At 66.3% G+C, this 22,666-nt stretch carries 18 protein-coding genes; 8 read left to right on the top strand and 10 right to left on the bottom strand.

Annotated features, from left to right (window positions below; translation table 11 throughout):
* On the top strand, positions 1 to 1,052 hold a 1,052-nt coding region (locus V7066_RS06580; RefSeq protein WP_334182277.1), incomplete at its 5' end, for a M20/M25/M40 family metallo-hydrolase.
* Positions 1,053 to 1,074: 22 nt separating this feature from the next.
* Here V7066_RS06580 and V7066_RS06575 read toward each other — a convergent pair.
* From V7066_RS06575 to V7066_RS06560, 4 genes are all read right to left on the bottom strand, one after another.
* Positions 1,075 to 2,172: an acyltransferase family protein gene (locus V7066_RS06575; protein WP_334182276.1), complete on the bottom strand. Its 1,098-nt coding sequence runs from the start codon at positions 2,170 to 2,172 to the stop codon at positions 1,075 to 1,077.
* Positions 2,173 to 2,341: 169 nt separating this feature from the next.
* Entirely contained in the window at positions 2,342 to 3,973 is a 1,632-nt protein-coding gene (locus tag V7066_RS06570) for a phytoene desaturase family protein (RefSeq protein WP_334182275.1), read from the bottom strand.
* Positions 3,974 to 3,989: 16 nt separating this feature from the next.
* A complete protein-coding gene (locus tag V7066_RS06565; protein ID WP_334182274.1) occupies positions 3,990 to 5,300 on the bottom strand; it encodes an amino acid permease in 1,311 nt (436 codons plus the stop codon).
* Positions 5,301 to 5,389: 89 nt separating this feature from the next.
* Positions 5,390 to 7,138: a gamma-glutamyltransferase family protein gene (locus V7066_RS06560; protein ID WP_334182273.1), complete on the bottom strand. Its 1,749-nt coding sequence runs from the start codon at positions 7,136 to 7,138 to the stop codon at positions 5,390 to 5,392.
* 208 nt (positions 7,139 to 7,346) lie between these two features.
* On the opposite strand from V7066_RS06560, the gene V7066_RS06555 reads away from it, so the two are divergent.
* From V7066_RS06555 to V7066_RS06530, 6 genes are all read left to right on the top strand, one after another.
* Positions 7,347 to 9,731 (top strand): TonB-dependent receptor domain-containing protein, encoded by a 2,385-nt coding sequence (locus tag V7066_RS06555; protein WP_334182272.1) that lies wholly within the window; start codon positions 7,347 to 7,349, stop codon positions 9,729 to 9,731.
* Between the two features lie 176 nt (positions 9,732 to 9,907).
* A complete protein-coding gene (locus V7066_RS06550; RefSeq protein ID WP_334182271.1) occupies positions 9,908 to 10,360 on the top strand; it encodes a MarR family winged helix-turn-helix transcriptional regulator in 453 nt (150 codons plus the stop codon).
* The gene (locus V7066_RS06545) at positions 10,357 to 12,420 is read left to right on the top strand and encodes an FUSC family protein (protein ID WP_334182270.1); all 2,064 of its coding nucleotides are present in this window, start codon (positions 10,357 to 10,359) and stop codon (positions 12,418 to 12,420) included. The genes V7066_RS06550 and V7066_RS06545 overlap by 4 nt, the downstream gene beginning before the upstream one ends.
* On the top strand, positions 12,417 to 12,632 hold the full coding sequence (locus V7066_RS06540; RefSeq protein ID WP_147220559.1) for a DUF1656 domain-containing protein: 216 nt from the start codon (positions 12,417 to 12,419) through the stop codon (positions 12,630 to 12,632). The genes V7066_RS06545 and V7066_RS06540 overlap by 4 nt, the downstream gene beginning before the upstream one ends.
* On the top strand, positions 12,629 to 13,570 hold the full coding sequence (locus V7066_RS06535; RefSeq protein WP_334182269.1) for an efflux RND transporter periplasmic adaptor subunit: 942 nt from the start codon (positions 12,629 to 12,631) through the stop codon (positions 13,568 to 13,570). The genes V7066_RS06540 and V7066_RS06535 overlap by 4 nt, the downstream gene beginning before the upstream one ends.
* The gene (locus tag V7066_RS06530; RefSeq protein ID WP_334182446.1) at positions 13,570 to 14,985 is read left to right on the top strand and encodes a TolC family protein; all 1,416 of its coding nucleotides are present in this window, start codon (positions 13,570 to 13,572) and stop codon (positions 14,983 to 14,985) included. The genes V7066_RS06535 and V7066_RS06530 overlap by 1 nt, the downstream gene beginning before the upstream one ends.
* A 68-nt stretch (positions 14,986 to 15,053) precedes the next feature.
* Here V7066_RS06530 and V7066_RS06525 read toward each other — a convergent pair whose 3' ends face one another.
* The 4 genes from V7066_RS06525 to V7066_RS06510 all read right to left on the bottom strand — a co-directional run bounded on the left by V7066_RS06525 (position 15,054) and on the right by V7066_RS06510 (position 19,232).
* Positions 15,054 to 16,205, bottom strand: a complete 1,152-nt coding sequence (locus V7066_RS06525; RefSeq protein ID WP_334182268.1) for a glycosyltransferase — start codon at positions 16,203 to 16,205, stop codon at positions 15,054 to 15,056.
* The gene (locus tag V7066_RS06520; protein WP_334182267.1) at positions 16,202 to 17,128 is read right to left on the bottom strand and encodes a hypothetical protein; all 927 of its coding nucleotides are present in this window, start codon (positions 17,126 to 17,128) and stop codon (positions 16,202 to 16,204) included. Before V7066_RS06520 ends, V7066_RS06525 begins: the two co-directional genes overlap by 4 nt.
* Positions 17,129 to 17,154: 26 nt before the next feature.
* Positions 17,155 to 18,345, bottom strand: a complete 1,191-nt coding sequence (locus V7066_RS06515) for a glycosyltransferase (protein WP_334182266.1) — start codon at positions 18,343 to 18,345, stop codon at positions 17,155 to 17,157.
* Between the two features lie 128 nt (positions 18,346 to 18,473).
* Positions 18,474 to 19,232, bottom strand: coding sequence for a polysaccharide deacetylase family protein (locus tag V7066_RS06510; RefSeq protein WP_334182265.1), 759 nt, complete (start codon positions 19,230 to 19,232; stop codon positions 18,474 to 18,476).
* Positions 19,233 to 19,520: 288 nt separating this feature from the next.
* On the opposite strand from V7066_RS06510, the gene V7066_RS06505 reads away from it, so the two are divergent.
* Entirely contained in the window at positions 19,521 to 21,317 is a 1,797-nt protein-coding gene (locus tag V7066_RS06505) for a DEAD/DEAH box helicase (RefSeq protein WP_334182264.1), read from the top strand.
* An 81-nt stretch (positions 21,318 to 21,398) separates the two neighbouring features.
* On the opposite strand, the gene V7066_RS06500 is transcribed toward V7066_RS06505, so the two are convergent.
* Together V7066_RS06500 and V7066_RS06495 are read right to left on the bottom strand one after the other, a co-directional pair.
* Positions 21,399 to 21,857: a GreA/GreB family elongation factor gene (locus V7066_RS06500; protein WP_334182263.1), complete on the bottom strand. Its 459-nt coding sequence runs from the start codon at positions 21,855 to 21,857 to the stop codon at positions 21,399 to 21,401.
* On the bottom strand, positions 21,854 to 22,666 hold an 813-nt coding region (locus V7066_RS06495; RefSeq protein WP_334182262.1), incomplete at its 5' end, for an ATP-binding cassette domain-containing protein. The genes V7066_RS06500 and V7066_RS06495, both read right to left, overlap by 4 nt.

Raw genomic sequence — 22,666 nt, 5'->3', positions numbered from 1 at the left:
ATCCGTTCACCCCGGTCGTCGAGAACGGCTACCTTTATGGCCGCGGCGCCAGCGATACCAAGTTCGAAGCGGTGCTCGCGATGGAATCGATGATCGAGCTGCGCAAGCAGGGATTCAAGCCCAAACGCACGCTCGTCATTGCCTATTCCGGTGACGAGGAAACCTCGATGGCGACCTCCAAGCTGATCGCCGAGCGGCTGAAGAATGCCGAACTCGTGCTCAATGTCGACGGGGCGTCCGGCACCCTTTCGGAAAAGACCGGCAAGCCGGCGTTCTGGTCCTGGGGCGGGGCCGAGAAGACTTATGTCGACTACCAGATCGAAGTGACCAACCCCGGCGGCCACAGCTCCGCCCCGCGTACCGAGAACGCGATCGTCCAGCTTTCGGAAGTGCTGGAGCGGATCGGCCACTACCACTTCAAGCCCGAGCTGAACGACATCACCCGCGCCTACTGGGTCGAGGCCGCGAAGCTGGAACCCGATGCGACGCTGGCCGGCGCGATGCGGGCTTTTGCCGCCAATCCGAATGACGAGGCGGCGCTCAAGATACTGCGCGCCAATCCCTCGATGGTCGGTCGCACCGGCACGACTTGCGTTCCGACCATGATCTCGGGCGGTCACGCCCAGAACGCCCTGCCGCAGCGCGCCACGGCCAACATCAACTGCCGCGTCTTCCCGGGTCACACCCGTGAGGAGATCATGGCGGAACTGGAGAAGGTCGCGCAGATGGCCGCCGCGAAGTTCTCCGACGTGACCGGCGATGCCTCGACGATGTCGCCCGCCTCGCCGATGCGGCCGGACTTCGTGGCGGCGACGCGCAAGGCGGTGACGGCGGCCTGGGGACCGATCCCGATCATCCCCTCGCAGGCTTCCGGCGCGTCGGATTCGATGTGGTATCGTGCGCTCGGCGTGCCGAGCTACAGCGCCAGCGCCTCGATGATGAAGGACTCCGATGAGTTCGCCCACGGCCTCAACGAGCGGCTGCCGCTGCTCAATGTAAGGCCGGGGATCACTTACTACATCAGTCTCTACAAGGACCTCGCGGCGAAGTGAGGTCCTGAAACGGGCTGGCGGCTCAGGCGGCCGCCAGTCGCTTTCCGCTGAGCCGTCCTCCGCTGAGGATGCGTGCGGGTCCGGGCGCGGCGCGGCTGAGCAGGGTGCCCAGCAGGACCACCGCCAGCAGCACGATCAGCGGCTGGGCAACCAGATAGACCGGATAGAGCGGCGAGCCGAGCGTGCCGAACAGCCTGCCCAGCAGCGGACCACCCAGCCAGATCAGGATGAGGTGCGAGCAGAACAGGAAGAACGCGAAAGGCTCGATCTTCAGCAGCGGGCGCCGCACCATCGTTCCGGCCAGGCCCCAGGAAATGCGCCAGTAGGCCAGCGCTGCCGAGATCCGCACGGCAAGATCGAGCGTCGCTGCGGGAAGGCTGATCGGCGACCAGTCCACCACGAGCGTGAAGTAGAGCTGCACCGCGGTCAGCACCGCAAAAGGCGCGAGCGCGGCTGCCAGCGGCCATTGGGCGATCCGGTCCGACAGGTTTTCGCGCCGGGCGATGATGCCGAGGGTGAAGAAGAACGGGATCGAGGCCCGCATGAACACCGGCGGCCCGAAGCCCGCGATCTGGCAGATGCCCGCAACCAGCGCCACCGCCAGCAGGGTGCGCTTGCCGCAGCGTACCAGCAGCGGCGCCAGCAGCATGCAGAGGAACAGGTCGCGCAGGAACGGCATCTGCACGTTGATGTCCGGATTGCGGCTGGCGATGAAGATTTCCTGGAAGACCCAGTCGAGCGATTGGGGGGTCGGCGCGGCAAGCCGCGTTGCAACCGCCGCGCCCGAGACCAGCAGGATCGCCAGAGCGTTCCAGAGCACCATCGGCAGCAGGATCGTTTTGGCCTTGCGCCCAACGTGGCTGCCCCAGTCGAAGGTCCGGCTCGAACCCGCGACCAGCCAGCCCGAGATCAGGCCCAGCAGAGGAACGGCGCTGCGTCCGAAAACGTCCATCAGCACCCAGCGCAAGTTCTCCTGCGGGGTGCCGTGGGCCAGTTGGAGATCGTAGCCGGTCAGCCCGGTCCAGGCGTGCACATAGACGACGCCGAGGATACAGATCACACGCGCGACCGAAATGGCATCGGACCGCCGCCGCGCGTCGATAGTGAGAGTTTCAGGCAAACCGTCTTCCCATTTTGTCGCAACCCACCGAACTGCCTGTGTTTTTCGGCTTGAAGGCCGGATACGAGGGCGGTTCGTCTCGTTACGTCAAACCAACAGGACGGAAAGAGGTCTGTCTCTATTCGGCAGAACGACCCGCGAAAGGGACGAAGCGGTACGTTTGAGATGCCTATGAAATGAACCGACCGTAGCGGTTGCCGATGCGCCTGTTGTCCGAAAGCACCTCGTGCGCGCAGTTGTGGCCGGGCGCACCGGTCACGCCGCCGCCGGGGTGTGAGCCGGAACCGCACATGTAGAGCCCCTTGATCGGCCCGCGATAGGCGCCGTGGCCTAGTACCGGCCGCGCCGACCACATCTGGTCGAGCGTGAGGTTGCCGTGCATGATATCTCCGCCGACAAGGCCGAACTTGCGCTCCAGACCCTTGGGGCTGAGGACCTGTCGGCCGAGGATCGAGGCGCGGAAGCCCGGTGCGTATTCCTCCACCGTGTCGATCACGGTGTCCGCTGCCTTGTCTTCCTCGGCATCCCAGTCGCGGCCGTCAGGAAGTTCGGGTGCGAATTGCTGGCAGAACAGGCTGGCGACATGCTGGCCTTCGGGCGCGAGGCTGTCGTCCACGGTCGAGGGGATCAGCATCTCCACGATCGGCTTCTTCGACCAGCCATGGGTCTTCGCGTCGAGGAAGGCGCGGTCCATGTAGTCGAGCGTCGGCGCGATGATGATGCCGGACTGGTGATGCTCGCCCACCTCACCCGGATAACGCTCCGGCAGGCAGGTGAACTTCGGCAATTCGGAGAGCGCCACGTTCATGCGGAAGGTGCCGCTGCCCGTCTTGAAGCCCTTCATGCGGCGCTGGAAATCGGGGGTCAGGTCGCTTCGGGCAATCATCTTTCCGTAAAGCAGCTTCGGCCCGACATTGGCGATCACGCGGGTGGCGGCGATTTCCTCACCGCTTTCGAGCCGCACGCCGGCGACCTTGCCGCCATCGACCAGCACTTGTTCCACCGGGCTTTCCAGGCTGATCTCCACGCCCAGCTTGCGGCAGACTTCGCCCATGATGCGGGTGATATTGCCCATGCCGCCAACCGAGTGGCCCCATGCGCCCTTTTTGCCGTTCACTTCACCGAAGACGTGATGCAGCAGCACATAGGCGCTGCCCGGCGTATCGGGTGAGGCATAGTTGCCGACCACCGCGTCGAAGCCGAAGGCGGCCTTCACCGCCTCGCTCTCGAACCAGCCGTCCAGCAGCGATCGGGCGGACTTGGTGAAGAGATCGAGCACATCGCGCTGTGCCTCGATGGAGAGACCGGCCAGCTTGCGCCCCTGAAGCGCGGCGTCGATCAGTCCGCGCCAGCCGTCACCCGCATTGGGCGGCGACTTCAGCGCCAGGTCGCGCAGCACTTCGGCGACGGTTTCCAGCGTGTCGTAATAGGCGGGCAGCACTTCGGCATCGTGCCTGGAGAAGCGGCGGAACTCCGCCTGCGTGCGCTCCAGTCCGCCGCCGAGCTTCAGGTAGCCACCATCTTCCTGCGGCAGCAGATTGGAGATCGGCCGCTCGATCACGCGATAGCCATGCTCGGTCAGCCGCATGTCGGCGATCACCTTGGGCTGGAGCAGGCTGACGGTATAGCTCGCCACCGAGTTGCGGAAGCCGGGGTGGAACTCCTCCGTCACAGCCGCGCCGCCGACCACGTCCCGCCGCTCCAGAATGCGGACCCTCAATCCGGCGCGGGCAAGGTAGAACGCGCAGACGAGGCCGTTGTGGCCACCGCCGATGATGACGGCATCGTAGGGCTTCGTCATGTCGGTCTCCAAGCGATCAATCGACTTCGTTGCGCTTCAGCCAGAGCCAGATCGGCAGGCCCAGCACCATCAGCACGAAGCTCAGTCCGCTGGCGCCGATCCCGGCTCCCCACAGCGTCCAGAGCGCATAGACGGCGCCGATCAGTGCGGGAATGCGGGCGACACCCAGCTTCAGCGCCGCCAGCGCGCAGGCAAGATAGAGCCAGAGCGTCGCGGAAGTGGAGAGCAGCAGCAAGTATTCGAACAGGGCCTGCATCGTCCGGCTGGCGTTCATCGCCGCGAAGAAGCTGGCGACCGTGGCGGAAGTCAGCAGGGCGCGGCGGGCGGTGCCCTGCGCATTGATTTCGGCGAACCACTGCGGCAGCAGGCGGCGGGCCGCCATGTCGCGCATCATCTCGGCCTGGAGCAGGGTCCAGCCGTTGAGCGCGCCGATGCAGCTGATGACCGCGAAGACTGCGACGAGCGTGGCGACGTCTCCGTCGAGGAAGCGGGCAACGAACGTGGCGAAAGGCGCGGCCGAGTGCGCGGCGAGATCGCTCGGCAGCAGCAGGGCGATGGCCGAGCAGACCATGAGATAGAGCAAGCCGGTCAGCGCCGTGCCCCAAAGCGTGGCGCGCGCGACGTTGATCTCGGGATTGCGCACCCGCGCGGCGGCTACGCTGGCGGACTCGAAGCCGAGCAGCGCCCAGAGCGTCATGGTCGCGGCACCGTTGATGGCGCCGGTATGGACGAGCGAGGCGTCGAAGACGGGGAGCTGGGCCTTGCCGCTCGACAGGACGTAGATCGCCAGCACGATAACCACCAGCAGCGGGATCACCTTGAGCGCCAGCGTGACGATCTGGAACTGCCCCGCCGCGCGGGTACCGCGCAAATTGACCAGCGTCATCAGCCAGAGCAGCGCGATGGCGGCGAGGGCGGGGACATGCTCCCCGCGCCCGAGGAACGGCATCATGCTGGAAAGATAGGAGACGGTGGCCACGGCGATGGTCACCACCGAAGTCCAGAGCGAGACCAGATAGATCCAGCTGATGAAGAACCCGGTCCTTTGCCCGAAAGCTTCGGTTACGAAACCGGCCGGTCCTCCGGCAGCAGGGCGCGCGCGGGTCAGGCGGCTCAGGACATAGGCGAGGACCAGTGCGCCGGTGATCGTGGCGAACCAGCCGATCACCCCGTTCCAGCCGAACGGGGCGAGGCTGGCGGGCAGCAGGAACACGCCCGAGCCGATCATGTTGCCCATGACCAGCGCGATCGCCGCCATGAGGCCCAGGCTTCCCGTGGAGGAGCGGATGCCGGGAGCCTCGGTTTGTACGTCGTGATCGCCCGGCATGTCGTTTCCCTGGTTGAAAGGCTGCGGCCCCTAAGGGAACTCTATGCCATTTTCAATGTGAGGGAAGGTTGCGGAAGGCGGGGCCGCGTTCAGAACCCGCGCGCGACGCCCTCGCGCCGGGGATCGGCGCCGCCGACATAGCCCTTCGGCGTGGCGAGGATCGCCTGAAGACCGGATTCTTCGCCCTTCGCGGTCGAAAGCGGCATGTTCCGCGCGGCAAGGCCGTCCATGATCGGCTGCGGGAACCTGTCGGCACTGTAGCTGTCGCCCTTGGCCACGAGGTTGGGCAGCGAGACCGCCTCCTGCGGCGTCATCTTCCAGTCGAGCAAGGCGACCAGCACTTTGAGATTGTAGGCCTGGATCGCCGAGCCGCCGGGCGATCCCGCCGCCGCCACGAACTTGTGCCCGGGCGTCAGCACGATCGTGGGTGCCATCGTCGAACGGGGGCGCTTGCCGGGTGCGGGGGCATTGGCGGCTTTTGCGCCGTCCTCGTCGGTGGGATTGAACGAGAAGTCGGTAAGCTGGTTGTTGAGGAAGAATCCGCCGACCATGCGGCCGGACCCGAAGATGTTCTCGACCGTGGTGGTCATCGACAGGGCATTGCCCTCGGCATCGACGATCACGATGTGGCTGGTGCCGCCCGGTTCGTCGGTCGCATCGGGTCCCACCTCGGGGGCGCCCCTGGGCATGCCGAAAGTCACCGGCCCCGCCGTTTCACCGATCTCGGCCGCGCGGCCTTTCAGATATTCGGGATCGAGCAGGCCCGCCAGCGGCACTTGCACGAAGGCCGGATCGCCGACGTAGCGGTCGCGATCGGCATAGGCGAGGCGGCTGGCCTGCGCAAACTCGAACCAGGCCTTCTCGTCGGAGGCATTGCGCTTGTCGATGTCGGTATGTTCGAGCACGCCGAGTGCGATTTGCAAGCCGGGACCGCCCGATGGCGCCTGCGGGGTGCAGACGAGGTAGAGGCGATAGGGCTGGCAGAGCGCAGGCCCCGAATGCGGACGATAGTTGGCCAGATCGGCCAACGATAACGTGCTCGGGCGCGGCCCTTCGTGCACCCGATCGACGATCTGCTGGGCGAGGGGGCCGGTCAGCAGGCCGGAGGCACCGTACTGCGCGATCCGTTCGAGCGAGCGGGCATAGTCCGCGTTTTTCAGGCGGTCCCCGGCGACATAGGCCGTGCCGTCGGCCTTGGTGAAGTAACGCTTCGCATCCGGCGCGGAAGCCTGCGGCGCCTTGCTCGCGATCATGCCCGCCAGGCGCGGGCTGACGATGAAGCCGTCTTCCGCCAGCAGGTGCGCCTCGCCGAAGAGCTTTGCCCAAGGCAGTTTGCCGTGATCGCGGTGGGCCATGTCGAGCATCGCGATCGCGCCGGGAACGCCGGTGGAGATGCCGCCCAGCACTGCCTCCACGAAAGGCAGGCGCTTGCCGTTTTCATCGAGGAACAGACGGTTCGTGGCCCCGGCCGGGGCCGTCTCACGCCCGTCGTAGGCCGTCGTTTTCCCCGTCTTCGCTTCGTAATAGACCATGAAGGCGCCGCCGCCGAGGCCGGAACTCTGCGGCTCGACAAGGCCGAGAACCGCCTGGATCGCCACGGCGGCATCGACGGCCGAGCCGCCTGCCTTGAGCACGTCCACACCGGCTTTCACCGCCAGCGGATTTGCCGCCGCGACCATGGCGTGACGGGAGTTTGCCGACTGCTCGACGCGCGGCCGGTTCGCAACGGCCGTCCGTTCCGCAAGCGCAGTCGTTTGCGCGGCCCCCGGCTGGACCGAAGCGAGAGTGGCAGCCAGCACAGATACGGACAGGCCGAGGGCGAGGATCGGTCGGCGCAAGGCCGTTCTCCGGGAGACGATAGGCATTTGCAGGGGCTTAGCGTCGTCGACCGGGGCGCGCCACCCCGTTCGTGTTCGTCTTGTGTCCAAGTGCCGATCGTCGTCCGACGGTCGTCATAACGACATGGAAACGCCCCGGAACTGTCCACGGGAAGTCAGAATTATCAGTCACATGCTGCGCCGCAACAAGGTCTTCAGGGGAACCAGGATGCGAGCATCGACCATTCGTAACATCTATCTCGTCGGCACCAGCCTGGCGGCGCTGGCGCTGGCGGCGCCGGCCTTTGCCGAAGAGGCTCCGGCGGATAGCGCGGCGGGAGACTTCGACGGAGAAGCCATCGTCGTCACCGGCCAGCGCACGACGTACAACAACGCGGCGCTGACCGAGGATCTCATCACCCAGCAGCCGCCGCTGGTCTCGGCGCTCGATCTGGTGGACACGCTTCCGGGCGTGCAGGTGAACGAGGGTGACGCCTTCGGTTTCGACGACTGGTCCTCCACCGTTTCGGTGCGCGGCTACCAGACCAACCTCGACACGCAGCAGGTCGGCCTGACCATCGACGGTCTGCCGAACGGCGGCTCGGGCTATGGCGGCGGCGCCAAGGCGAACCGCTTCGTCGACACCATGAATATCGGCACCGTAGAGGTGTTCCAGGGCACCGCCGACATCGGCTCGCTTTCCAACGAGGCGCTGGGCGGGACGATCAACTTCGTCACGTCCGACCCGCTGGCGGAACGGCGCCTGCGTTTGTCCGGCTCGGTCGGCGATTTCGACGCGAGCCGCTATTACGGCCGCTTCGATACCGGCACGATGCTGAACGGCACGACCCGCGCCTGGATCTCCTATTCCCACCAGCAGGCCACCGACTGGATCGAGGGTTCGGCGGACAACTGGCGCGATAACGTGGCAGCCAAGTTCATCGTCGATACCCCGGTCAAGATCACCGGCTATGTAGACTGGGACAAGGCGCACGAGAACAACTACGACCAGATCTACTCGGCGGCCCAGTTCGCGGCCAATCCGAACAGCGACGGCCTCGTCGGGGTCTGGACCGGCGTTCCCTATCAGGACCAGGCCTATCGCCAGGTCTGGGCGACCCACCGCGAGAACTTCTTCGCCTACCTCAAGGCCGAGACGAAGATCGCGAATGCCGTCGATCTCGACGCCACGGTCTACTATCACGACATGGCGGGGCGCGGTGACTGGGCGCCGCAGTACGTCGTCGACGTGACCAACGACGGCGCGGGCAATCCGCAGAGCGAAATCTCGGGCACCGGAACCGTGCGTGGCGGTTCGCCGCTGGGTTCGATCTACTTCGTGAATGCAAACGGTGTGGCGCTGAGCCCCCGCGCGGGATGCACGGGTTCGATCACTTATCCCTATGGCGGCACCACCGACCCCAACTACGATCCATCGTGCTATGCTGCGGGCGCGATCGCGGTACAATCCTATCGCCACACCCATTACCGCAAGGACCGCCTCGGCGGCACGGCCAACGCGGCGTGGAAGATGGACTTCGGCGCCTTCGACAATACCCTGCGCGGTGGTCTCTGGTACGAGGACACCCATCGCCGCGAATGGCGCGATTGGCACAATGTCACCGACACCGCCGTCGGCCCGGCCTATGACGCCACGCCCTACTGGACCCAGTACGACCGCAAGTATCCGCAGGACACCTTCAAGTGGTACGTCCAGGACCAGGTCGAGTTCGGCCCGGTCACGGCCAACTTCGGGGTGAAGCAGTTCATCAACCACATCGATCGCGTCGATCTGTTCGGCCAGACCGACAATGCCCGGATCTCGTCGAAGTCCAAGGTGCTGCTATCGGGTGGTGTCCAGATCGAGCCGATGGCGGGTCTGAACGTGTTCGGCGGCTATTCGGAGAACTTCAAGGCGCTTTCCGACACGCTGCTGGAATACAACGATGCCGACTTCAGCAGCATCAAGCCCGAGACCGCCGAAAACTGGGAAGCGGGCCTGCGCTACAGCACCCCGCTGATCCAGGCTTCGGCCACCTGGTTCAAGAGCAAGTTCTCCAATCAGGTGATCTTCGTGCCGAACTCGACCCAGGCCGGTAACGACTATCTGGGCGAGGGCGACGGCAAGTTCTTCAACGCTGGTGGCATCGACTCGCAGGGCTTCGAACTGCTTGCCAGCCTGACCCCGGTGGAGGGCCTGCACCTCTACGGCGCCTATACTTACATCGATGCGACCTATCGTGGCACCGGCAATGCCGACCTCGACGCGGAGCAGGGCATTCGCGCCGGAAACCGGGTTACGGGTATCCCCAAAAACATGTGGGTGCTCGCCGCGAACTACCAGTACGGCCCCGTTCGGCTGGGCGTGACCGGCAAGTACACTGGCGACCGCTACGTCAACGCCTCGAACGCCTGGCAGGCCGAGAACTATTTCCTGACCGACCTGACGGTAGGCGTGAAGGGCGATGCCCTGAGCGACTGGCTGAAGGCGCTGGACTTCACGCTCAACGTCACCAACCTCACCGACAAGCGCTATATCGGTGGCATCTCCGGCGGCTACGGTTTCCTGGGGGCGCCGCGCACGATGGTCTTCACGGTGACCGCCGACTTCTAGGCCGCTTCGGAAACCTGCAATCGAATGAGGGAGGCACCCGGCTGGGTTGCCTCCCTTTTTCCTTGCGGCGCAGAAGGAAGCGCGTTTCACCGCGTTGCAATAAACTCAATCACTCTGCCGTAATATCCAAGCCAAACCATCTTGCGTGGATTAGTTAGCACTCTAATTACTGTCGCATGCAAGATCGACAATCGAGCGAGAAGGCTCTGGCTGCAAGGCTGGGGCCGGTTTCGCGTTCATGGCAGCAACTCGCCGATTCGGCGCTTTCCTCGCTGGGGGTCTCGAACTCCTCGGGCTGGGCGCTGGTGCACTTGCTGCGCCTCGGCAACGAGGTGCGGCAGGGCGATCTCGCGCGTGTCATCAACGTGACCGAGCCTTCGCTCGTCCGGACCCTCCACCTGCTGGAAGATGCAGGCCTCGTCGAGCGCCGCGCCGACGACAGCGACCGCCGCGCCAAGCACCTGCGTCTGACCGACGAAGGAGTGGTTGCCGCAAAGCGCATCGACAAGCGATTGATCGAGTTGCGTGCAAGCCTTCTCGATGGCATTCCAACGGAAGATGTCGAGACTGTCGTGCGGGTGCTTGATCGCATCGCCGCACGCATTGCGGAAAGCGCCGCCCGGCAATGACGAAGCGTTTCGGACTGGACGCCGCGCTGTTCTCCGTGAAGGCCTACCTGGCCTCGATGCTGGCCATCTATATTGCGCTGTCGATCGGGCTGGAACGTCCCTACTGGGCATTCCTCACGTCCTATATCGTCGCGCAGCCGCTGGCGGGTGCAGTAGTGTCCAAGGCGATGTTCCGCGTGGTCGGCACTTTCGTCGGTGCGGGCATGGCGGTCATCCTGGTGCCGAACCTCGTGCAGAAGCCGGAACTGCTGGTCATCGGTATCGGTGCCTGGCTGGCGCTCTGCGTCTTCATCTCGCTGCTGGACCGGACGCCGCGTTCCTATGCCTTCGTGCTGGCGGGCTACACCGCCGTGCTCATCGTGCTGCCCAGCGTAGACGTGCCGGATACGATCTTCACCGTCGCGTCGCTGCGCGTGCAGGAGATCACCATCGGTATTCTGTGCGGCAGCTTCGTCCACGCGCTGGTGCTGCCGCAATCGGTCTCGGCCTTCATGCTGCAACGGGTCTCCAACATTCTGGCCGATGCGGAGCGGTGGTCGAGCGATTCGCTGCGGCTGGAAACCGATCCGGCGATCGACAAGGAGCGTCAGCGTCTCGCGCTCGACGTGACCGAACTGCACCAGCTCTCGATCCATCTTCCTTACGAGAGCACCCGGATCGCCCCGCGTATCCGCACAGTGCGGGCCTTGCAGGACCAGCTCTCGCTGATCATGCCGCTGGGCGCGGCCGTGACGGACCGGATCGCCCAGCTTCATGCCGCCGATGCCATTCCCGAAGCGGTTGGGGAACTGCTTGCGGATACGCGGGACTGGTTCGGCCGGTTGAACGCTTTGTCGCTGGCGGAGCGCGAAGAAGCCGCCGTCGCCTTGCAACAGCGCAGCCGCGCGCTGGAACCGCTGATCGGCCCGGATGCCTCCTGGAATGAACTGATCCTGCTCAGCCTGCTTTCGCGCCTGTCTTCCCTGATCGGCGCGCATCGCGACTGCCGCATCCTGGCGGAGCAGCTCGGCACCCCGAGCACCCGTCCGGTCAGCCCGCGCGCTGCCGAACTGGTCGAAGGTCGGCGCGGCCGCGAATTGCACGTCGATATCGGCGGTGCCACGCGCGGCGCGATCGGGGCGTTCCTGACCATCGCGCTCGGCTGCGCCTTGTGGATCGGTTCCGGCTGGCACGAAGGTGCCACGGCCATCATGCTGGCGGGCGTCTTTACTGCGCTCTTTGCAGCAGCGCCGGATCCGTTGGCACCCTTGCGCGCCTTCTTTGCCGGTACGCTGATAGCGACACTTATCGGCCTGCTCTACGGCTTCGTGCTCATGCCCCGGCTCGACGGTTTCGGCGAATATGCCGCGGCCATGGCGCCGATGCTGCTGATGCTGGGTGCGCTGATGCAGTCCCCGCGCTGGGCCGGCATTGCCTTGCCGATGCTGCTGGGCCTTGGCTCGCCGGTGCTTGTATCGGACCGCTACGTCGGCGGTTTCGCCAGCTTCGTGAACGGGGCGTTCGCCCAGCTGGTCGGCATCCTCTTCGCGATCATCGTCATCCGCCTGCTCAATTCGACCGGCACCCACGCCGCGATCCGCCGCACCGTCCGGGCCGGCTGGGCCGACATTGCCGAGCGCGCCAACCTCATGAGCCCGCCCGACGTGCGCGCCTGGATCAACCGCATGCTCGATCGCATCGCGCTGTTGGCCCCGCGCCTGGCCATGGCGGGGCGCTCGCCCGGTGCGCCGCTCTACGACGCGCTGCGCGATCTGCGCACCGGCGTGGCGATCGGCGAACTGCGCGAACTGCGCCTCGCCATGCCGCCCGCCAAGCGCGGGCCGCTGACCGAAGTTCTCCAGAAAGTGGGCGAGTATTACCGGGGCCTCGATCCCGACCGGCCCGCCCCCGCCGACCCCATCCTGCTTGAGGATATCGACATTGCCATGACCGCCGTCCTAAACGACGAAGACCCGCAGCTCAGCCGTGCGGGGGCGCTGGGGCTGGTCAGCCTGCGCCGCAATCTCTTCCCCGCTTCCACGCCTGTACGGGATGCGCACGTGATCGAGGTGCCGGCATGAGGGGCGAGATATCCTTCGACGGGGTTTTCCTCCCCACGCTGCTGGTCCTTGCGATCATCGCCTCGGTCATCACCCTGGTGCTGATGCGCATTGCCAATGTCATCGGTTTCTACCGCCTCTTCGCCTATCGGGCGATGGTGGATCTGTGCCTCTACATTCTCGTGCTCGGGCTTCTCGTCTGGGCCTCCCCCATGATCGGTTTCCGCCAATGAAGCGCTTTCTTGCCCGCATCGCCCCGAGCCTTGCCACCACCGTGCTCGTCGTCATCGCCGCCGTCATCGCGATCTGGCTCTGGCGCCATTACGAGGACAGCCCCTGGACCCGTGACGGCCGCGTCCGCGCCGACGTCGTGCGCGTCACGCCGGACATCGGCGGTCTCGTCACTTCGGTCGAGGTGAAGGACAACCAGGTGGTCAAGGCCGGGGACCTGCTCTTCGTGATCGATCGTCCGCGCTACTCGCTGGCGGTGGAGCAGGCGCAGGCCGCCGTGGCGAGCGCGCAGGCGCGGCTGGGACAGGCCCAGCGCGAGGCCAAGCGCGACCTGGCGCTGGGAGACCTCGTGGCGACCGAAACCCACGAGCAGAACGTGGCCGCCGTCGCCACGGCCCGCGCGGCCCTCGACCAGGCGCTGAGCGCGCTCGACAAGGCCAAGCTCGACCTTGCCCGCACCAATGTCCACGCCTCGGTCAACGGCACCGTCACCAACCTCGACCTGCATCCGGGCGACTACGTGGCGCCGGGCAATCAGGCGATGGCGCTGATCGACAGCGATTCCATTCGCGTCGAGGGCTATTTCGAGGAAACCAAGCTCGCCAACATCCATGTCGGTTCGCCGGTCACCGTCGTGCTCATGGGTGAGAACCGTCCGCTCAAGGGCGTGGTCGAAAGCATCGCGGCGGGTATCAACGACACCACCCGCAGCGACTCCCGCAACCTGCTGCCGAGCGTGGACGCGACCTTCACCTGGGTCCGCCTCGCCCAGCGTATCCCGGTGCGCGTACGCCTGACCGAAGTGCCCAAGGACGTCAGCCTGATCTCCGGCCGTACTGCGACCGTGACCATCGAGCAGCCGGGCGAAGCGGGACGCAAGGCCGCGAAGCCTGTCCAAACGCAGCCGGTGCAGGCTCCTTCGGCGGAGGCTTCGCAGTGATCCGCCACGGAGCTTCCCTGATCGCGCTGGCGCTGCTGGCCGGTTGCGCCACTGCCGGGCCGGACTATGCGCCGCCGGAGCATTCGGTGGCGACGACGCCCGCCGCGAACGGCGCTTTCGTGTCCGGGCAGGGACCGGAATTCTCGCAGGCCGAACTTCCTGACCGCTGGTGGCGGCTCTATGACGATCCGCAGCTCGATACCCTGGTCGAACAGGCCCTGACCGCGAATGCCAATATCCGCGTCGCCGATGCCAACTTGCGCAAGGCCGATGCGGTGCTGCGCGAGACCACCGGGCAAAGAGCGCTCAACACCGCCGTTGGTGCCAAAGGCAATCTCGAACGGGACTATTCCACGCCGTCAGCCGGAACCGATATTCCCGGCGTGCTGACCTATAATCTCGGCCTGACGCTGTCCTATCCGCTCGATCTCAACGGCAAGATCAGGCGCGCGATCGAGGGCAGCCTGGCAGACCGCGAGGCGGTGGAAGCGGCGCGGGACGCGGTGCGGATCAGCGTCGCCGCGGCGACGACCAAGGCCTATGCCGATGTCTGCGCGGCCAACTTCCAGATCGCGACGGTGCAGCGGGTCATCACCCTGCAACAGCAGACGCTCGATGCGACAGGCCGCTTGCAGCGCGGCGGTCGCGGCACGGCGTTCGACGTGAGCCGGGCGCGCACTGCCGTCGAAAGCAGCAAGGCCAACCTTCCGGCCTTCTACGCCAAGCGGCAGACGGCGCTCTATCTGCTCGCAACTCTGCTCGGCAAGGCGCCGGCGGAATATCCCAGGGACGTCGAGAGCTGCGCGACCCTGCCTCGCCTGTCGCAACCGATGCCGGTGGGTGACGGCGCGGCGCTGATCCGGCGCCGTCCGGATATCCGTCAGGCTGAACGCACGATCGCCGGCGATACCGCCCGCATCGGCGTCGCCACGGCGGATCTTTATCCGACGGTCAGCATCGGCGGCGGCATCATCACCGACGGCAAGCTGGAGAACATCGGCAAGACGCATAGCTTCGGCTTCAGCCTGGGGCCGCTGCTGAGCTGGTCGTTCCCCAACCGCCCGATCGTGAAGGCGCGGATCGAAGCCGCCAATGCTCAGGTCGAGGCGGATATCGCCAAGTTCGACCAGACCGTGCTCGATGCCCTGCGCGGCACCGAAACCGCTTTGGAGACTTATGCGCGCGACACCGACCGCGCTGCAGCGCTCGGAAGTGCGAGCGACAGTGCCGGTCTGTCGGCGCAGCAGGCGGGCAAGCTGTTCCGCTTCGGCCGCAGCGACTTCCTGAACCTGCTGAGCGCGCAAGGCGCGCTGGCGACCGCGCAAGTCAATCATGCGGCGGCCCAGGCGGCGCTGGTGGACGACCAGATCGCGGTGTTCCTGGCGCTCGGCGGCGGTTGGCAGAAGGCGGAGTAGGGAGCACGTCTCCTTCCGGGCCGGTAGTCCCCCGCGTCGTCATTGGAAGTAACGACAGCGAAAGCTTTTCAGGCCGCTTGGCGCCGTCGTTCGAGGCAGGCGGCGTAAGCGGAGAAGAGTTCGCGGAAGTGCTCGTCCATCGTACGCGCACTGGCGCGCGGGCGAGGGCGTTCGCGCACGACTTCGAGGATCGCTTCGGCCGCTGCGTTGCTGTCGGCTGCCGTATAGGTCCTTCCGGCGCCGTCGGCGGCATGGTCGGCCGCGCCGCCCGCATCCGGGACCACGACGGGGGTGCCGCTCGCCCGCGCCTCGGCGGCGGTCATGCAGAAGGTCTCCGCCTCGCAGCCGTGAACCAGCGCATCGGCGCTTGCCATGATCCGCGCGAAGGCGCTGCGATTGCGTTCGGGGGCGAAGAGGCGGACGTGCGGATTGCCGGCGATATGGCGCAGGATCGCGCGTTGCTCCCGCCCTTCGCCCAGCATGACGAGGCCGATCGGCGTCTGCTGGCTGGCCAGGCTCACCGCGTCGATCACCAGCGGCCAGCGCTTTTCCGGTGCGAGGCGGCCTACGGCCAGTAGGAGGGCGGCGCTTTCAGGCAGGCCGCAATCCGCGAGCAGGCTTGCCCGCAATGCCGGATCGCGATGCGCGGGGGAGAAACAAGCCTGTTCCACGCCCATCGGGATCGTGGTGACATGCGAAACGCCGCCGTCGCCCAGCCGCCGTGCGAGATCGCTGTTCGCGCAAATGACATGATCGAACTTGCGGCTGTGGCGCCGCAAGTGTTCCCAGAAAACCGAGAACTGCCGGTCGATCGTCTGGCGCGAAAAGATATTGCCCAGCCAGCGATAGGCATAGGCCGACAGCGGATCGGCGTGCATGACCAGGCTGCGGGGCGCCGCGCCCGGCCAGTCCGCCACCAGACCGGCGCTGCGCCAGGGGGAGGTGGCTTCGACGAAATCGGGCGCTTCGGCATCGAGCGCGGCGTGAAGCTGCCGGCTCTCCGCGAAATAGCCATATTTGCGGTCGAGCGGGAAGCGCGGGCTCCTGATCGTGACGATCCTGGCTCCGGGGCCGCGCTCGATCACCGCGTCCTCGTCTCCGGGCGCGAGGATGACGATCTCGTGCCCGAGCGCCGGGCCGATGCGCAGCTTTTGCTCCACGTAAGTCCGCACGCCGCCGCCCTGCGGCGAGTAGAAGGCGCAGACGTCGACGATCTTCATGCGGAAGGCTCCGGCGCGGTCAGGTCCCTGATCGCCAGAAAACCGCCGAGCAGCAGGTGCGCCATCAGGATCAGCCCGGCCATCAGCGTCATCAGTGCGCCGATATCCCTTTCGTGGCCGAGCGCCAGCACCGCGACCCCGGCGAAAAGCAGGTCCTTGTTCGGGATCAGCGGCAGCCGCGACACGAGCAGACGCAGCGTCGCCAGGAACAGCCACCAGGACAGCGGCACTTCGGGCAGGACCAGATGCCAGAGTACGGCATTGAACAGCGTGGTGAGCGCGATACGACCGAGGTGGACCCAGGTTATCATCAACAGGTCGGAACGGGGGAGAGTGAAGACCCGACGGCGGAAAACCATGGCGATGGCGGAAAGCAGGACCAGTAAGCCCAGCGAGAGCGTGACCATCCGCGTGTCCAGACCGAGCCTCGTGGCGCCCATGAAAGGCGCCATGACGGCGAGCAGAGCGATGGTGACGGCGTTTCCGGTCATCGCCGACAGGATCGCCACGTCCTTGACCGCGCCGAACGGAGCGGCATCGAGCGATACGCGGCGGCGCGCCCAGGTGTAGAAATAGGCCTCGCCCAGATAGCCGAGCAGAAGCTCGTTGTAGACTTTCTTGCGCAGCAGCGCGAGCATGCCCGAACCGGGAATGCCCCAGAGACGGCGGAAGATCAGCCACTCGCTGGCGGGGGTGACGAGGTAGCTCGCGGCGAAGGTCAGCCAGAACTCCGGGTTTGCCGGAACCATCGCGGAAAGCGATCGGATGTCCAGCCCGCCCATCTCGTGAAACACGGCGGCGATCACCGCGAGGGAGAGAGCGATCGAAAACAGGGCATTGCGCCCGAGGCGCGGAGCACGGTCCTGCGGGGTAAGCCGGATGGTCGAGGCGTCGGGTGCCAGGGCGGCAGCGGTTTCTGTCACGAAGGTCTCCGCGCGGGGATTCGAAGTCAAAGCGACCGCTGACGGGGGGAGTGCCTCGCCCACGCAATCAGGCCCAGCCGTCGCCGCCGTCGCTTGTCGCGCTCGCGGCGGACTTGCGTCATCATCTCGAGATAGCGCTGCGCCGCGTCCTCCACTTCGTAGCGGGAGGCGATGGCGCGGGCGCGCTCGGGGTCTCCCGCAAAGTCGCGGATGCGGGCGAGGCCCTCGGCAAAGGCGCGCTCGTCTCCTCGGGATACGAGCAGGCCGGTCCGACCGTCTTCCACCAGGCAGTCCATGCTGACGCAGCAATCGGTCGAGAGCACGGGAAGCCCGGCCGCCAGCGCCTCGACGACGACACCGGGAAGGCCTTCGTAGTCGGAACTCAGCACGAAGGCGTCGGCTTCGGCCATGAGCGGGTCGATGCTGGCGAGGTGCCCTGCGAGATGGACGCGATCGGCGATCCCCAGTTCACCCGCGAGCCGCGCGATGGCGGCGCGTTCGGGCCCGTCTCCGGCGATCGTCAGCGTATCGGAGGGACGCGCCGCGCGGGCGAAGGCGCGCAGCATCATCGCATGGTTCTTCTGGGCGACGAGACGCCCCGCCGTCAGGTAGCGGGTACCCCAGACCGAGGCCGGTCGGCGTTCGCGTTTCGCCAGCGCCCGCAACCGGGCGCGAGGCAGGATCGGATTGGCGATCACGTCGACCTGCTCCGCCGCGGCGCCGGTGGTCTCGCGAATCTCGCGCGCCATGGCTTCGGAAAGGCCGATTAGGCGCTCGAACAGACGTCCCTGTACGCTTAGCCAGACCCCGTAACCCTTTCGCAGCAGCGCGGGCATGTCGGGGCGGTTCAGGGCATTGCTCACCTTCAGCGCCATCGGCGGCGCATGGTCGCCCAGCAGCAGCTTCATCGCTGCGCCCACTACGGCATATGTGTTTCCGGGAAGAAACAGCACATCGGTCCCTTCCGCGATCAGATGGCTGTAGAGGCAGTAGACCATCCATGGCGTTTCCCAGGAGGCCGTCGGCACGCGGGAGGGGATCTGCCAGTAGTCCAGCGCCGGTGCACTCGCGAGATTGGGGCTGCCGGAACGGCCGAGCACGATCGTCACTTCGTGTCCGGCCTGCTGCCACTGCGCGGCGAGGCTGAGCGCGACGCGCTCGACCCCGCCCGGATCGAGGCTGTGGATCGGAATGGCGATCCTGAGCTTGTCCTTCATGCGAACCCCTGCGGCTCCGGTGGGAATATCGATACGGAAAGCGCTCCTATGGGGGGCACATGTCGCGTTTGTGACTCCGGCGGAGGCGGTCATGGACGAGACGTGAAAGTGCTTTGAAAGCGTCACGGTCACGCCATGAAATCGTACAGATCCCGATATTTCGACGGCCTGTGCGTGGCGGCGAAGCGCGTCAGCGTGGTATCGATGCTGGCGAGGAGCGAGGCTTTGCCGACGTCTCCGGGATGGGCGGCAATCCGCACGGTTCGGGAGAGGGGCAGGGCGGCCCGGGCAATCGCGGCGAAGGCCAGCGACGATGCGGTGCGCACTGCCGAACGGCTCGCCCAGGTGATGACCGGACCGCGCGCCAGAACCCGGTCGTTCCCCGCCGTCCAGACCCGCCAGTGATCTTCGGCAAGCGGCATCCCGGCGCGGCGCAGTGCTGCCCGGGCACCGTCGCCGTAGAGCCAGGCGGGTGCGATGAAGCCCGCCGTGGGAAGGCCGATCACGTCCTCGATCAGCGCCTTGCCGTCCTGCATGCGGGAGAAGGCGGTCATTTCGTCGAGGCCGAGAAATTCGCCTTCTCCGGCTGTCATGTGCCGGGCCTTGAACCGGGCAGCACCCTGGTGCCGCGCTTCGTCCTTGTGATACCAGCCATGCACGAACATTTCGATGCCGGACTCGGCCCACCGGCGCAGGCGCCGCTGGAACGCTCGGTCTTCCGAAAGCGGATGGCGCCCCCAGTGGTTGGGCACGACCAGCATTGCGAAGCGCGGACCGCCCAGGCGGCGTTCGAACAGGTCGGCAAGTTGGACGACCGCTTTTTCCGAGCCGGGGCCGACGTCGTGGATCGATGCAAGCAGGCGTTTACTGCGCGTATCTTCGGTCATGGCTGGCTCCGGGCACACCGCGATGCGGGTAGGTGCGCTCCATGAAAGCCGCATGACGGCACGGCTTTTTCGCGGCCAAACGACCGGAAAATGGCATCATATTGCGACGATGCGAGCGAAAATTCGCATGCCGCGCAAGGCCATTGTTGCCTTTTGTGAAATTGGTGCGCGCCAAAGCCGAGTTTTTTGTCTATGGAGCGCGGCAAGAAGGGCCCGATGGGTCGCACACTCCGCACCAGGCCCAGCCATTACAGACCGCTTCAGCGGCACAGGACAGATTCAGAACGCATGACTTTTACCCAGCTCCCCCAACCTCTCGCCGATGCGCTGACCGCGCAGGGCTACGAGAATCTGACCCCGGTTCAGGCCGCCGTCGCCGAAGCCGAGGCGCGTGGGCGCGACCTGGTGGTTTCCGCACAGACCGGCTCCGGCAAGACCGTCGCCTTCGGCATCGCCATGAGCGACGAACTGCTGGCTGACGGCTCCATCCCTTACGCCGAGGCGCCGCTGGCCCTCGCCATCGCCCCCACGCGCGAACTGGCGCAGCAGGTCAGCCGCGAGCTGGAATGGCTCTACGGCAAGACCGGCGCCCGCATCGTCACCTGCGTCGGCGGCATGGACCCCGTGCGTGAGCGCAAGGCCCTCGAACGCGGTGCGACGATCGTCGTCGGCACGCCGGGCCGCCTGCGCGACCATCTGGAGCGCGGCAAGCTCGACCTCTCGGCGCTGCGCGTCGTTGTGCTCGACGAAGCCGACGAGATGCTCGACATGGGTTTCCGCGAAGACCTTGAGGAACTGCTCGACGCCAGCCCCGAGGGCCGCCGCACGCTGCTGTTCTCGGCCACCATGCCGCGCCCGATCGAGGCGCTGGCTCGCCGTTACCAGACCGACGCACTGCGCATCTCGACCGTGAGCGAAAATCGCGGCCATGGCGACATCACCTATCAAGCCGTCACCGTGGCTCCTGCCGACGTCGAGAATGCGGTGGTCAACCTGCTGCGCCTTCATGACGCCGAGACCGCGATCCTGTTCTGCGCCACGCGCGACAACGTGAAGCACCTGCACTCGACCCTGACCGAGCGCGGCTTCTCTGCCGTGGCGCTGTCGGGCGAGCATTCGCAGAACGAGCGCAACAACGCGCTCCAGGCGCTGCGCGACAAGCGCGCCCGCGTCTGCGTCGCCACCGACGTGGCCGCGCGCGGCATCGATCTTCCCTCGCTCACGCTCGTCGTCCACGTGGAAATTCCGCGCGATGCCGAGACGCTCCAGCACCGTTCGGGCCGCACCGGCCGCGCCGGCAAGAAGGGCACTGCCGTGCTCATCGTGCCGTTCCCGCGCCGTCGCCGCGTCGAGGGCATGCTGCGCGGTGCGCGGATCGAGGCCGAGTGGATCGCCGCGCCGACCCCCGATGTCATCCGCGCCGCCGACCGTGGCCGCCTGATGGAAAAGCTGCTGGCACCGGTCGAGGCGGACGAGGAAGATCGCGAGATCGCCCGTGAAATCCTCGAAAAGGTAAGCGCCGAAGATCTCGCCGCTGCGCTGGTCCGCGCCCACCGCGCCGCCATGCCGCAGCCGGAAGAGCTGATCGGCAACAGCCCCGAAGCGCGTGAAGCACGCCAGCGTCCGGGCTTCGACGACGTCGTGTGGTTCACCATGGACGTGGGCCGCCAGCAGAATGCCGATCCGCGCTGGATTCTGCCGCTGCTGTGCCGCCGCGGTCACGTGACCCGCAACGCGGTTGGTCAGATCCGCATCATGACCAACGAGACCTACTTCCAGATCCCGCGCGCGCAGGCCGAACAGTTCGTCCGCGCCGTCGAGCGCACGGCGAATGACGATAGCGGCGACGTGGAGAACACCATCCGCATCGTGCAGGCGCAGGACACGCCGCGCGAAGTCGCTCGCGAGCGTCGCCGCGAAGGGCCGCAGGGTCGTGGCCGCAAGCCGCATGGCGGCCGTGAAGAAGGTGGTCGCGGTGCTTACGAAAGCCAGCGCTACCAGCCACGTCCGACCGGCGGCGCTCGTCCCGAACGCAGTGGCGGCGGCAAGCCGTTCCACAAGAAGCCGAAGAAGGGCAACTGGTAAGCCCTGATCGGCAGTGAGGTTACGAAAAAGGCGGGGTTTCCACCCCGCCTTTTTCTTTGAGTGCTGTCCGATGCGAAAGCGTCAGATGCTCAGGCCAAGCACTTCGATAGCCTCTTCCTGCCCGTTGAAATCGACGAACTCGCCGACTTCGGCGCCCAGCAATGCTCGGGCGAGCGGGGCGGTGAAGGCGAGGGCGCCCTTTGCCGGGTCGGCTTCGTCGTGGCCGACGATATGCACTTCGCGCTCCTTGCCGTTCAGGACGAAGCGGACGCGGTGCCCGAACATCGCCACATCGCCGGAAGGCGCGGGCTGCACTTCCGCCGTCGCCAGACGCTTGCGCCAGTAGCGCAAGTCGCGCTTGGCGGCATTGAGCGCGGTTTCGTCGGCGAGAGTTTGAATTTCCGCCTCCAGCGCCGCGATGCGCGTGTCGATCAGGGCGCGGCCTGCGCTGGTGACGAGGTTCGGACCCGGCGGGATCGGCACTTCGAACTTGGGTTCGAGATGTTCCTCGTCGCCGTCGCGCCGGAAGGCGACGCTCACGCGCCGCCGCCCATGTATTCGTCCATGGCCTCGCTGGCCGCGAACCAGCCGAGTTCGGCCGCTTCCAGTTCCTCGGCGGCCTGGGTGCGGCGCTTGCCGATCTCACCGATTCCCAGCTTGGCCAGATCGCCCTTGACCGAAGAAGGATCGGCCAGCGCCGTGTCGAGCGCTTCGATCTGCTGCTGGATGCGCTTCATCCGCGTCTCGGTTTCGGAGACTTTCTTGCGCAGGGCCTTGAGTTCCTCGCGCGCGACGGCGCCGTTCTTGCGAGCGGGCTTGGCATCGCCCTGCGCCTTGCCGTCGCCCTTGGGCTGGTTACGGCCGAGCACGAAGTCGATGTAGTCCTCCATCGAGCCGTCGTAGTTCTCCGCAGTGCCCTGGTCGACGAGCACCAGGCGGTCCGCCGCCAGTTCGACCATGTGGCGATCGTGGCTGACGAGGATCACCGCGCCGGCAAAGTCGTTCAAGGCCTGGACCAGCGCCTCGCGTGCGTCGACGTCGAGGTGGTTGGTCGGTTCGTCGAGGATCAGCATGTGCGGCGCGTCGCGGGTCACCAGCGCGAGAGCGAGTCGCGCGCGCTCACCGCCGGAAAGCGTGCCGATCCCGGCCGTCGCGCGGGGACCGGAGAAGCCGAAGCGGCCGAGCTGTCCGCGTACCGCGACCGGCGGCTTGTCGGCCATCGCGCGGGTCATCAGTTCGAGCGGGGTCGAATCGGCGGGCAGTTCCTCCACCTGATACTGGGTGAAGTAGCCGATGCGGATCTTGGGCGAGAAGGTGAGTGAGCCTTCCATCGGTTCGAGCTGGCGGGC

It is taken from the genome of Novosphingobium sp., from assembly GCF_036820275.1.
GTDB lineage: Bacteria > Pseudomonadota > Alphaproteobacteria > Sphingomonadales > Sphingomonadaceae > Novosphingobium.
The sequence above is the reverse complement of the archived record's forward strand: the minus strand, read 5'-3'. Positions and strand labels throughout refer to the sequence as shown.